Annotated in this window: 7 protein-coding genes; 4 read left to right on the top strand and 3 right to left on the bottom strand. The window is 45.1% G+C overall.

Going from position 1 to position 11,976, the window contains the following annotated elements; translation table 11 throughout:
• Positions 1-512: 512 nt before the first annotated feature.
• The 4 genes from RIB93_RS17125 (at position 513) to hisB (ending at position 5,700) form a co-directional block, all read left to right on the top strand.
• On the top strand, positions 513-2,144 hold the full coding sequence (locus RIB93_RS17125; RefSeq protein ID WP_446373930.1) for a tetratricopeptide repeat protein: 1,632 nt from the start codon (positions 513-515) through the stop codon (positions 2,142-2,144).
• Between the two features lie 1,072 nt (positions 2,145-3,216).
• A complete protein-coding gene (locus tag RIB93_RS17120) occupies positions 3,217-3,996 on the top strand; it encodes an ABC transporter permease (RefSeq protein ID WP_446373929.1) in 780 nt (259 codons plus the stop codon).
• A gap of 209 nt (positions 3,997-4,205) precedes the next feature.
• Entirely contained in the window at positions 4,206-4,730 is a 525-nt protein-coding gene (locus tag RIB93_RS17115; protein ID WP_446373928.1) for a hypothetical protein, read from the top strand.
• A 325-nt stretch (positions 4,731-5,055) separates the two neighbouring features.
• Positions 5,056-5,700, top strand: a complete 645-nt coding sequence (gene hisB, locus RIB93_RS17110; RefSeq protein ID WP_446373927.1) for an imidazoleglycerol-phosphate dehydratase HisB — start codon at positions 5,056-5,058, stop codon at positions 5,698-5,700.
• 407 nt (positions 5,701-6,107) lie between these two features.
• Here the strand turns inward: hisB and RIB93_RS17105 are convergent, their stop codons facing one another.
• From RIB93_RS17105 to RIB93_RS17095, 3 genes are all read right to left on the bottom strand, one after another.
• Entirely contained in the window at positions 6,108-7,337 is a 1,230-nt protein-coding gene (locus tag RIB93_RS17105) for a class I SAM-dependent methyltransferase (RefSeq protein ID WP_446373926.1), read from the bottom strand.
• 221 nt (positions 7,338-7,558) lie between these two features.
• Positions 7,559-8,326, bottom strand: coding sequence for a DUF928 domain-containing protein (locus RIB93_RS17100; RefSeq protein ID WP_446373925.1), 768 nt, complete (start codon positions 8,324-8,326; stop codon positions 7,559-7,561).
• 554 nt (positions 8,327-8,880) lie between these two features.
• Complete coding sequence (locus RIB93_RS17095) at positions 8,881-11,712, bottom strand: CHAT domain-containing protein (protein ID WP_446373924.1); 2,832 nt, start codon at positions 11,710-11,712, stop codon at positions 8,881-8,883.
• Between the last annotated feature and the right edge of the window lie 264 nt (positions 11,713-11,976).

The raw sequence follows: 11,976 nt of genomic DNA, 5'->3' as shown, positions 1-11,976 counted from the left end.
GGGAGCTGGGGGAGCAAGGGTACATTTTACCTGAGCAAGGTGATGCCATACTTATGAAGGATGCTACCCCATTTCCTTGCACTTTATCCACTGTCAATATGGCTCAAAGCATTGATGGGCTTTGCGGTTTCGGCTTTGTGCAGCAAGCCCTATTGTAGGGGCGCACAGACGTGCGCCCGATTCAATAGTAAAATCTATTCCACAATTTTAGCTGTGTCACGTCGCCATCGTGAGGAGAGTGTTCGCGCAGCGTTCCCGAAGGGTAGCGTAATGCACCATTGCTCTAAAGAGGGTCAATCTGAAAAATGTCATACCCTTTCCCACACCTTTGTGCAAGTTTCCTACCGTAGAACTATCAACAGCGTCTAATTAGACAATCCGTGTAATCAGATTTCGTAGTCAAAGATGCGAGTCTTTGATGGTGTTGGGTTTCCTTCGTCAACCCAACGTACAAACTTGGTTGATCTAGCGTTAACTAATTAGGATATTTGTTTTTTTCGATAACCTTGCTAATGTTTAATTCCTTACTATCCCTATTTATTACAAATCTGACAACCTTATTTTTAGTCAGCTCTTCAAATTTTTATAAAACGGCTAACTTACCCTTTTTTCAGTCCATGAAATCCGAACCAACCGCCAATCAACCCTTTGACCAAGAACCAACTGATAAAGGAATTCCGCTAGTTTGCTGGGTGCGTGAAGCTTACTCTAAACCGGAGTCTGAGGCGCAAGTCTGGGCGTTACTCAAGGTAGCGCATCAATATTCAGCCGCCGGACATCAAGATAAAGCCTCTGAGGTATTAGAACAAGCCTTAGAAATTGCCCGAACTGTTGAAGATGTCCAGAGTAAAATCAAATTATTACTTCAGGTGGCTAGTGGCTATATAGATGCAGAGGAATTCGCTTCCACTACACCCCTACTCAATTCGGCTCTACAACTTACTCAAACAACTACAGACGAGCCAGCAAAACTTGCTTTTTTAACGGATATTGCTAGCCAATATACAGCAGCTAGCCAGAAGGATAAAGCGGCTGATATAGTAGCCCAAATTGAGCAACTACGAGAAACTGTTGATCTGAATTATTTTAGACAGGGTTCTATCCTCGACACTCTCACTGAAGTTTATGCTGAGCTAGGTAATCTAGAGCAAGCCCTGGGAATTGTTAACCGTGCCGAGGATGCTAATTTTAAAGCGTCAGCACTCACTAACATCGCTCAATCCTATCGGAAATTTGGGCAAGAGAATCAAGCGATTGAACTTCTTGATCGCGCTGCTAAAATTGCCGATATCAACAGCCATACATTAGCTAAAATTGCTCAACAGTATTGGCAGACAGGACAAGAGGATAAAGCGACTCAAATAGCGATTAACTTGCCGGATGCTAACCAAGATGTATTAGTTGATATTATCAGCCAAAAGGCAAAACGAGGTGACTATAGCCAAGCCCTGCAATTAGTCCCTTTTTTCAAAGGGATGGAGCGAAAAGTTTTTGCCCCAAAACATATTGCGGAGCAATATGTAGAGGGAGGCTCAAGTGAACCATTGTCTGATATCGTAGCAACGATAAAAGATACTGAATCTAGAGAAACTTTTCTGGGTACAATTGCTGCAAATTATATAAAAAACGACCAATATGACGCCGCATTAACGATAGTAGAAGCCATCAATGATGCTTACTACAAAGCGGCTGTCCTGACTCAACTGTCGCTTCATTACACGGCGTCGGGAGATAACAACCAAGCCACTGCGCTACTCGCCCAAGCCACAGAAATTGCTAAGAACACTGATGATTACATCACGATTCATCCTCTGCTAAAAAAAGTATCAATATTGACTGCGATCGCAGGTTTATATCAGGCGATTGGTCAACAGGAAAAAGCGGCTGAAGTTTTATCATTAGCCCAGAAACCGCTCGAAACTCTACAAGCAAGTGGTGAAAACCTACAAGCAAGTGGTGAAAACTTACCTATACCCGATCCTAATATAGCTCAGTCAAATCACCGACTCTATTGGCTGCAACTGGCTCAAAACTATACCGAAGCCAAACAATACGATCGCGCCTTAGTAACGCTGCGACTCGTAGACGATCTGGCGACAAGCAAGCGTTTAAGAACTAGGCTGGAATGTGCCAATAATCTTTAGCACGTCGGTTGGTGTAATCGCCGTTGATGGTCAAACACAATTAAAAAGACCAATCATCCCAACGACTGATGTTAACTCGCAATCCTTGCCAGACTGAGCCACTTTATTTCTGTCGCTTGAACGGAATAAATGTAACCTTAGCTACAAAAAATTAGGGTTCGACTTTTTAGAGACGTGACATGAATGCGTTACATCTTCGCTCTAATCACCCATTTCCTGATTTCCCTGAATGAGCCAACTCTATTATTTAATGTAACTCGTGATACATCTCATAGTAGAGGCGGACTTTGATCACATAGATTATTGTTCACCATCACTCATTTTTCTATAAACAAATCACCGCTGTTCTAGATCAATAGCACTGTAGGCATCCCACTCTTAGAGGAGAATGAGAGTGTAGGAAAAAAACCTAAATCTAGAGAAGCGTGAATCAAGGAGATTGTGGCTATGTTAGAACTACTGATTTTGATGGCTTACTTAGTCGGCTGTTTTGCCTTTATCGAAGCGCTATTTGATAAAGAGTTCGATGGTTCTCGCTAACGTCGAACACAGACAAGCGTTTAAGGCGAGTGAAGCCAAAAAAAGGCATTTTTCTGTAAAGTTATACATTAACGCCAACATGAAAACCAACATCAGGCGTTCATACTATTGTTTAAGGGGGATGAACCCAATCAGAATGCACCCTAATCCCCCTGCTTTACCCCCGCTAGATTGACGGAACTAGCGGGGGTTTTCTTTGGTATAAGCGATGTTTACTGCTTGTCTTGATCTCCAAAAGCGAAGATTCCCTTAAATAGCATCAGTAGACCCCCTGCTAAGATAGCGATCGCGAACCCGCCAATGACTAAATCGAATATGTGATTGTCCACGCTGGTTTTCCTACTCTTCCTGCAAATGCTAGCGTAGAGATCGTCATTCGTCATTCGTCATTTGTCATTCGTCAGGGAACAGGAAACAGGGAACAGGGAACAGAATTTATGTTCAGATACCTATTGCTTTATGGTTGCTTTTTGAGCGGTGGTATAGTTATCGTGCATGATGGCGGTGGTGATACAGGAGATAGAGTCTCGGTGTGAACGCTTTTATTCAACTTGACCCCTTTGATTTAGTTTGGGGATTGGGCATGATGGCGATCGCGATTGGTTTATCCAGTTGGCAGGGTTTAGGATTGGAGTTACCGTTAGCGATCGCGACAGGGCGAACGGTGATACAGCTTTTGGTAGTAGGGTTTTTTCTGGGGGTTGTCTTTGCCTTGGATAACCCCCTGGCAGTTTTAGCCGTTTTACTGGTAATGCTAACCATTGCAGCAATTACCGCCCGTAACCGGATTGGCAAAAAGATTCCCCGACTATTCTGGGTAGTATTCGGTTCGATTTTCTTCTGTAGTGCCTTAACGTTGATTTATATCAATCTACTAATTATTCAACCGGACACCTGGTATCAGCCCCAGTATCTAATTCCTTTGGGTGGTATTGTTTTGGGCAATGCCATGAACGGATCTGCGATCGCGGGTGAACGGTTGGTGAGTACGATTACCAGTAGTCGCTTGGAAATTGAAACACACCTGAGTTTGGGTGCTACCCCCCAACAAGCCGTGGCGGGATACCGCAAGGATGCTATCCGCGCCGGATTGATTCCTACCCTAAATCAAATGATGGTGGTGGGGATTGTCACATTACCGGGAATCATTACAGGTCAACTGCTGAGTGGTATTGACCCATTAAATGCGGCATCTTACCAAATTTTAATCATGTTTATGATTGCGACAACTAACCTCACTACTACAATCTTGGTGACTCAGGGTATTTATCGTCAATTTTTTAATGTTCAAGCCCAGTTAAAAATTCCTTAAAGGGTTATTCGTCATTTGTAATAATTTTGCCACACGGTCAGGGCGGGTTTAGTCACATCCGGGTGAAGCAAGAAACGATAGTAGTGAAACCCACCCCTACCAACCATGCCCTCGAAGGTTGTGAAGGGTCAAAACTTTTTCATTTGCACCCCAACACCCCTGCTTCTGTAAGTGATGCTACGATAGCCCTAGTTTAGACAGCACCTAGTATGAGTTTTTCTTTTGTTACCCCCCGTCGCCTTCTCGCTTCTGGTCTGTGTTTGGGTGTTCTGAGTACCTTAGGGTTAACTGTCCGTTCTCATTCATTGCTATCACCCGCCGTTGCTGAAGTGGCGATCGCATCCACTAAAAACGTCACGGCTGATGATGTGGTGGGTACATGGCAAGGGGAATTAGCACCCGGTCAAATGATTACCTGGATTTTGACGCCAGACGGCAAACTCTTCATGACTGCCTCACCCGTTGCTGATGAACCACAACAGGCGTTAGAAATGCGTTACCAGGTAGAAAGCAGTACCAAGCCGATGGGTTTGGATATAGACTTAGCGCGGGGGGCGACTGTCATGACAATTTTTGAAATGACTCCCGAAGGTCAAATGCTCGTGCAAATCGCGGGAACAACTCCAGGAGAAGAACGACCTGAAGAGTTTAATAATGCGACAGTGTTTGAGAAAGTTTCAGATACAACAACATTACCGCCAAATACACAAATTGATGATTTTCAAAGTCGCTAGAACATCAGTTTAGTCGTCCAATCATCTAATATTAAGCCCTTCACAAACAGGAGCGGTGACACCTTGCTCCTGTAAGATGGGATTATCGTGGACTTCACCAAATGCCTGGAGTAAACCCTGAGTATCTGGCATAGTTGTGTTCTCCTTCTCATTAAGTTGGCACTATTGCTAGTGTCTAGGTTACTGTAGCACGCTTCCCAGGTTCTGGTTGCATAACTAGAGGAAGATTTGGAAGATGACCGAAGATCACAAAGATGGGGAGATGAGTGAATGGGATTAGGTGTGAGACAATAATAGACGGTGTTCTCCTCGATCAGAAGCGACTATGCAAACCAGCGATCGCACAGATATCAGTTCCCAGCCTCAGCATCCTCTATTCGCCGCCCGGACAGCAACGGTGAGACGTACCACGGGTGAAACCGATGTACAGGTTAGCCTGAATTTCGATGGTACAGGAATCTGTAGTGCTGACACAGGTATCCCCTTTTTGGATCACATGTTGCATCAGCTATCCTCTCATGGGTTAATTGATTTAGACGTGAAAGCCACGGGTGATATCGAAATTGACGATCACCATACCAATGAAGACGTGGGCATTACACTGGGACAGGCGTTTGCTCAAGCATTAAGCGATCGCAAAGGGATTGTCCGCTTTGGTCATTTTATCGCACCCTTGGATGAGGCATTAGTCCAAGTGGCACTCGATTTTTCGGGGCGTCCTCATTTAAGCTATGGCTTAGAGATTCCGACTCAACGGGTTGGCACCTACGACACGCAACTGGTGCGGGAATTCTTTGTTGCATTGGTGAACCATAGCCAAATGACGTTGCACATCCGCCAACTGGATGGAATTAATTCTCATCATATTATTGAAGCCACATTTAAAGCCTTTGCGCGATCAGTTCGTATGGCAACAGAAATTGATCCGCGTCGCGCTGAAATGATTCCCAGTTCTAAGGGGGTTTTGTGACTTAATAATCATTGGTCTTATGTCGTTTGTCACTTTCTAAAAAATGGTACAATATCATCTCGCTCTTTATTACAGCGCAAAGCGCTGTATAAATCTGATATCGGGGCAGTGAATCTAATGTAGGGGCGGGTTTAGGGGCAAAATTAACAGACAAACCCATAACCTTTCGACAAAACCCGCCCTGCTCCACCCTATCACCCAACTGATCACCTCAATCCCCCATCTTTCCTACATCTTTGGCGTGCGATCGCGGTTGAAAATCAGGTTTATTTTGTTGTCGGGTTTGAGGTTAATTGATAAATTTAGGTGGGGATTAGGGCGGGTGCAAGTTGTTTATGTTGAGGTGGGTTTACTCATCTAATCCCTAAACCCGCCCCTACATCTTTTGACAAAAGACATACAACAAATTAAGCCATTGGCGGAACTGTTAATCCTTTGAGCGATCGCGCTTTTTCTAGACTCAACCCTTTACACTGCACCAGCACCGCAAAACCTCCCAATCCCGTGGGGTTAATCAGTTGATGTAAAGCATCCCGACGCTGCATAATTCTAATCACATCCTGCGCCCCCGCCATCGCTTGTCCCTGATGGCTTCCTGATCCTGACAGTGCTGAGATGCGATCGCCTAATCCTAATGCCATTAAAAACAACCCTTGTTTAGTCAATTCTACGGTTTGTAATCCAGACAATTCTCCTTGCCGTTCCAACGCCGTAAAATTCACATGAGCGGTAATATCTTGTTGCCCAACATTTACATAAGGATTATCATGATGGCGGTGACGATAATAGCATTTTAATGTTCCCTGATGTCGGACGGGTAAATAATAGCGATCGGCAGAATACCCATAATCAATGGTTAGCAAAAATCCTCGTTGTAGCTTATTGGTAATCGTCTCCATCCAATCCAACGCTGCCAAATTCACTTCAGTTCGATAGCCATCTGGATACGCACCTGAATATAAATCAATTCCTATCCATTGAAAATACTCATTTAACTGAGGTGTAGAACTATCATTGGTAACTTCGCCAAAATGAATCTCATCTACTTCTGTCGTTACCGTTGTCACATACACTTCCCGAAGCTTTCCCTTTTCCAGCACAACTTGATGCACTGGAAAGGCATCCACGAGTTCATTAGAAAAACAACACCCGATGATTGAGTTGTCTGGTATTTCATCAAAGGTACACCAGCGTAACGGTAAACCCGGTAGATTCAACTGGGTTAAAACTTGCTGTTGTTTACTGATCAATCCCGCTGCTTTTTCGACAATGATATAGTCTAACGCCGCAAAACAGTCTGGATACTGTCGATATAAATAATTCAAAACATCAGCCGCAACCAATCCTTGACCCGCCCCCATTTCCACCAATGTAAAGGGTTCGGGGTATTCCAGAATCTCCCAGATTTGGGCGAACTGTTCTGCCAGTAACTCACCAAAATCATGACCCAGATGGGACGAGGTAAAAAAGTCTCCTTCAGAGCCAATATTAACTGCACCCGTAGCATAATATCCCTGTTGGGGATGATAGAGGACTAAATCCATATATTCGGCAAATGAAATACGCCGATTTGGTGTCGCCACAATTGTATCGGCAATTAGGTGTCTTAAGGATTTATCTTGGGGGGATAATGACATGAGTACAGATTGGGTAACCGAGTAGAGACTCGGGGAAGCAGGGGAAGCCTGTAGAGATGCGATCCAGAAGCGTCTGGAAAGCAGGGGTTGTAGGGGCGAGTCGCTGCATAAATGTGGAGGGTAAGAATTAACCTGTCTCGACTCGCCCCAGTCTCAATCGTTAATCTCAGAAAGGGGACTGTATTATTTAAATCATTAAAGAGCGCCCCCACAAACTGATATCAATTAACCAAGGGCTGAGTCGCGATCGCATCGAGTCCCACCGATTTCAATAAGTCTGCCCAAGCCATTTGAAAGGAGGAATCCTCTGGATTAGATTGTCTAAGTTGAGCCAGGGTTGTCAGAGTATCAAACCAAATACCATTTGCCCCATACTGGAGAGCCTGTTCTAACAAAGGTTCTCCGTCTAGCTGATTTAATGTTCCATTCGGCTTAATTCGTTTAATCACGCCTTGGACTCCGGGACTATCGGGCGTAACTTGTGCGCCACAAATCATCAGAAACGACCAATGATACGTTTTACCCATTTCTAGCTTGGATGCTTCATCAGGGAGCTTTACACTGATAATCCCTGCTTGTTTGGGCATAGGCAAGGTTGTTTCGTAATAATAATCCTCATTTTCGTCCTTAAGCACAAAGAGTGCCTGCTTCGCCGTGGTTTTAGGGACGTAAACAAAAAATGTCGGGCGCTCTGCAACGGTTAATCCTTGGCGAGTCGCGGGCATTACAGGCGTAATCGCTGGCTCAAGTGCCTTCGCATCTTGAGGACATCCGCCATCACGAGTCCCTCCCCCTTCCGTATTGTTGGGTAAGGGTGGATCACCAGTTGGTGGCGGTGTGAAGCTTACCGTCACCATCGAGCGACTAGCTAACGTTCTAGCCGGCGTAACTTCTTGCGCCTGCACGGGTAGCCCCTCAATCGGCAGGATATTCCACACCAGACTGATGACAAAGAAGCTTATATAAATGTAGTAATGTTGCCAAGTCATGAGCATAATCCTCTTGAACAGTAAATGCCTTGGCGAATGACACTATTAATCTTAAACAATTTCGTTTATAATAGCCAGTCTTCACCCCTTGATTTTACTCAACCCATAGGAATAAAAATTGAGAAGATTTATGTTGTAATAAGTCTTTCTATGTAAGGTTGATCACAAAAATACATCTAAGTCTGCCCTGCGATAATCCCCCTCCGGGATTTTTGATGAACCTGAGCTGCCATCTGTCACAATTGGGTTGACAAGTTACTTGAGGTGTAGGCAGGGTGTCGGGTGTCGGGTATGGGATGTCGGATGTCGGATGTCGGACACAATTGAACCCCTCTTTTCGAGCCAAAATGATTACAGGTTTTCACAGGTTACTAAGTAACATAATCTACAGTAATGTTTATAGAGATCACTAATTTACACTAATTTACATTATTTTACAATCAGAGTAAAAAAATATAGCGCGTCTAAATCATTTGTACAATTAATTTACATTCTTTCCTAATACTTAATAGGTGTACCTCACTTAAACGCCATCGTGCTGTAGAATCGACGCTCTATAACCAATTGCCTACTAAAACAAACGGTGCCCAATAATAAGGATGCTCATACTTAGGATTTTGCAAGATAGAGAGCTGTGCCTGACGCAGAGATTCCGCTTTGTTGTTTTCAGCTTGAGTCAGGGATTGGTAAAACTCAGCCATTAGTTGAGCCGTTGATTCGTCGCGAACCGACCACAGAGTTGCCAGAGTGCTGCGAGCGCCGGAACGTACAGCAACACCCGCTAATCCCAAGGCGGCTCGTTGATCCCCGGTTGCGGTTTGGCAAGCACTGAGAACCAGTAACTCAATCGGTTGGCTATCCTCTCGTTCTCGAACTTGCAGTAATTGATCCAAATCATTGACATTAACTTGTCCTTCCCAGGTCAAAATAAACGTATCTTCCACCTCGGAACTAAACTGACCATGGGTAGCAAGATGAATCACTGGGAAAGGAATGGCACCAATTTCCTGCTTCAGTGTATTTCTTGTAAACTCCTGATTGAACAGCATCTCAGACGGAACTTGATCCGAGATTTTACTCAGTTCCAACTCGACTCCCGGTAAGGCAGAAAATCCCTGGCGTTCCTCGCTGAGTCCACCAATTAATGCCTGAAGCCGTTCTCGGTCTAATGCACGCGGTTCTAACAGTTGCAATCCGGGACTAACTGCGACACTATATTTTTCAATTAGATACTGTTCTCCATCATAAAGGGCTGCCATGGGCAGATTTCGCAACGCTCCATCCAGGATAAAGACGAGGGTTTTAACGCCACTGTCGGCTAATTCAGCTTCTATGGGTCGAATCAGCCAGTCGTAAATGTCTTGGGAATAGCGTAATCGTTGTTTGTTTGACAGAACAGGATTTAGGAATTTGCGGAGTTGGACAAAGGCGTTGTTGACCTCTGCTTCCGGTAATTGGGTTTGATAATGGCGCAGGGGTTGTCCCGGCAATGATAGAATCACGGCTAAACGGTCTGGCAGAATAATCGGATAAATCACCGCCGCCGTGGGATCAACCTGATCAATTTGTTGGGATTGCGCCTGGATACAGGTATTGCGAAAAAAGTTATCTAATTCAGCAAGCTGGAGGGATTCAATCACCTCACGGGCTTTTTGTAGGTTTTTTTGAGACGGATCAGATTTTATGAGTAATCCCACCAGTTGACGATAGACGGGTTCAACTCGTTCTCGAAAGTAAAATTGTAAATTGGGCAGGGCAATCAAATCACTACGGAGCGATCGCAAGGTTTCAACGGCGACGGTATAAGCGGCGACGGCATCCTTTATATTGCCCTGCTTTTCCAGAATTCGACCCAGTTGCCATTCCCATAAATAGGCAATATCGCCAGCATTAATTCCCTGAACCAAACTCAGCGCCTGTTGCGTCAGCTTTTGCGCCTCGGCTAACTGCTGCTTTTGTTCGTAAAGTTTGCCTAATTGTCCAATGGCATAGGATTCAGCTTTAGCGTCTTGAATCTGTCTGGCTTGTTGAATGGCTTTGGCTAACAATTGTGCGATCGCGCCGTTCGTAGTCAGCGCTTTAGCGCTTCCGGGATTGCTAACCAGGGCGGGTTTAGTGAGGTTATCGGTTTCTGGGGTAAGGTTATCGGTCAAACCCGCCCCTACAAATTGGCGCTCCTGCTCCCCGGCTTCTCTGCTCCCCTGCTCCTCTGCTCCTTGGCTCATCCGCATTAGGCTATCTGCAAAATTTACCTGAGCATAAACCGCCGCCCGACTGGGGGATAGGGTGGCGAGACTAACTTGGATTTGCGGTAATAGTGCGATCGCGGCATCCTCTTGTTCCGTATTGATCAACAGACTCAGTTGGTTCAATTGAGCTTTGATTTGGATCAGCGAATTGGTTGCATTTTTAGCCGCTTTCTGAAAGTAATCAAAAGCTTTGTCATCCTCTTGTAAGTCTCTCGCCACATTTCCTAAGCTCAACAGAATCGCACTGGTATCGGGAGTTGGGTTCAGTTTTTGGGCGATCGCTAAACTTTGGGTTAACAGGGTTTGGGATGTTTTGGGATCGCCCAACTCTTGCAGGGCTATTCCTAAACTCTGCAATCCTTGAACTTTGACGCGGGAGTCAGGGTTGGCTTGAAGTTGTTGATTTGCTTGTTCTAAGAGCGTTTGCGCCCGTCGATAGAGTCCCAAGGTTTGCAGGGCTTGGGCTTGGTTAATTTGGCTTCCCAGTTTTCCGGTTTCATCACCCGCACGGCTATAAGCGTCGGTGGCTTGTTTCCAAGTGTCCAAGGCGGCTTCAGCTTGTCCTTTGGTGAGTTGCAGGCGTCCCTGAGTATTCAAGGCTTGACCCAGAATCGCCAAACCCCCTGATTCCCAATTGTTTTGATCCTGCAACAGATCAAGACTTTGGCTAATCGCTTGTTCTGCGTCTTGGACTTGTCCCAAATTTTGATACGCTAGCGAGAGATAACTTAAACTTAGGGCTTGATTTAGGCGATCGCGCTTTGCTTCATAATCTTGGGCGGCTTGTTGCCACAGTTGTGCTGCATCAGCAAAACGTCCCGCTTCAAAGGCGGCAATCCCTTGTTCTAGGGGGGTTGGGGAATTGGCAATTTTGGCGTTTTGGGGTTGGCGTTGTAAGCGCCTAGTGTTATCCCCAAGGTGTAAGATTTTATCGGTTTGGGCAATATGCCCTTCTGCCCTCTGCCCTCTGTCCTCTACCTTGTCTCCACTAACGTGTAAAGATTCAACTGGATATGAAATTCCGGGTAATACAGTGGTGACGAGAAACAGGGTTAGCCCAAACCGTATCACAGAGGAAGCATACCGTCTCAAACTAGACCGAATCTTTAGCCGAAAATTTTGACTAGCCCACTTCATAGTTTGACCTGATTTTGATAGTTAACGGTATCCAGAGGGAGTGTTGAGCGTTGATTCTTTGCTCAAAGGAACCTGGTTTTGAGGCACGTAGGGGCGGGTTTAGGAAATTATGTTTCGCTATTGATCATAACCTTTGTACAAAACCCGCCCTGATTTAATTGGCAGTATTGACACTTCGCTCAAGGGTATGATTTTGATTTCATATCATATAAGTTCGCATCGAAATTATGTTTTTTTAACGCAGAGGGACGCAGAGGTTCACGC

Source organism: Coleofasciculus sp. D1-CHI-01 (assembly GCF_040218875.1).
Taxonomy (GTDB): domain Bacteria; phylum Cyanobacteriota; class Cyanobacteriia; order Cyanobacteriales; family Coleofasciculaceae; genus Coleofasciculus.
This window is presented reverse-complemented; position numbering and strand designations above follow the sequence as displayed.